This window comes from Wolbachia endosymbiont of Mansonella perstans (genome assembly GCF_020278605.1).
Lineage (GTDB): Bacteria > Pseudomonadota > Alphaproteobacteria > Rickettsiales > Anaplasmataceae > Wolbachia.
Map to the genome: position 1 here is coordinate 3052 of NZ_JACZHU010000158.1, position 1565 is coordinate 4616.

A 1565-nucleotide genomic window follows, 5' to 3' on the forward strand; every position below is an offset into this window, starting at 1 on the left:
AAAACGCTGCCTTTATGTTCTTTTATATGCTAAAAATTTTAGAAATTCATAACTTGCACTTTTTTTAAAAAATCATACTTTGTACCGTAACGGAAATACACGATTCTTGTTATTTTGCCATCTGAGAATTTCCAGACTAGCTCATATGCTCAAACAGAAACAGTAGCTGATGGAAGTGACAGTATGAATCAGGCAATTGAATACGGAATTGGATGCGAAGCTGGACGTGGAGCTGAATACGGAATTGAATGCGAAATCGGATATGGAACTGGAAACGAAATTGTACAAAGGAGCAGAACTAGTTATACAAATAGACACAGAACTGATTGCGGATTCAGATACGGAATTGGATATGGGATTTTATACACGATTGGATATGTAACTGGATGCGGAATCGGATACGGAATTGGATATGGTATTGCGTCGTCGGTTCCTTATTATCTACCAGTATGTTCTTCAGTTGTGAAAAAATGGTAACCCTCGATTACATTGCCATATTCATCATCATCTTAAATGTTTAGCAGTTCAATTATTGGCAATGAAATCGTGTAGGAACAATTAATTTTATTATCTTTCTTCCAACACAAAAAAGATGATGTTTTATTCGTTATAGGAAAATTCATTCATTACGTATTGTCAACCAGGTGCTGCTATGATCTATGGTATTGTTCATTCGTCAACGGCACGTGCATCATTTTTTTATTAAACTCATGCATAAGTAAGAATTTTTTTTTTCTATCATCTCACGTCAATTTCACTTTTACTCTTCATAAACTTTATGGATAGATATCTATGTCGTCTATTTAGAACGAATGATACAACTGATCAACAAACCAACTTTTGTATAATATGAATGGATGAATATCAGCTTAATTAAATCGTGGTTAATGGTTTCAACAATGAACAACACCAACTTCGTCTCACTTTTCTTTTTTTAAACTATAAAAAGCGAGAGCAGTGTTCACAGTATTTGAATTTACCGTTGTTTTATAACTAATCAAAATTCATGGCAATCTTCCCTATCCATATTATTTTTACAATCGTTTAATTTTCGGCTATCTCTTGATTTGTGCCGAAATATTATGCATAATTTATTGTTGTTTATTATTTGGTTGAAATAGTACTGTACATGCAAGCAAAAACTATGCTATATTTTTGCATTAATGGAGTTGAAAGAGAAAAAATTCTTGAAATCTTTATTTCTTGATACTTGTATACATTGATTTTATATATTGAGTATATATTGATTGTATTATATTGATTCTTTCACAAATTTTTAATTGCTGCAAATAAAATCGTTCCCGCCTAAACACCTGTCATTTCCCATACATGTTCAATTTGTCAAGGGAAAGAAAATTTTTGAAAGAGAGAATCCAGAAGGAATTATCGGGGTGTAACGAAATCCTTATCTTTTCTTTCCCTTATTGAATTTTTCGAATTACTCCTTTTTCCCATTTGGTATAATTCACTCCAGTTATCAGTAATTTTTGGGCAGAATGACAGGAATGAAAATTGAAAATGATTTGTTTCGTTTGTGATATCGTAATTAGCCTTAATAATCGTTA

At 31.8% G+C, this 1565-nt stretch carries 2 protein-coding genes; one reads left to right on the forward strand and one right to left on the reverse strand.

Going from position 1 to position 1565, the window contains the following annotated elements:
- Positions 1-114 precede the first annotated feature (114 nt).
- The gene (locus IHO13_RS05590; protein WP_225538647.1) at positions 115-477 is read left to right on the forward strand and encodes a hypothetical protein; all 363 of its coding nucleotides are present in this window, start codon (positions 115-117) and stop codon (positions 475-477) included.
- Between the two features lie 906 nt (positions 478-1383).
- Here the strand turns inward: IHO13_RS05590 and IHO13_RS05595 are convergent.
- Positions 1384-1565, reverse strand: a 182-nt coding sequence (locus tag IHO13_RS05595; RefSeq protein ID WP_225538649.1) for a hypothetical protein, incomplete at its 5' end; no start/stop codon positions are given.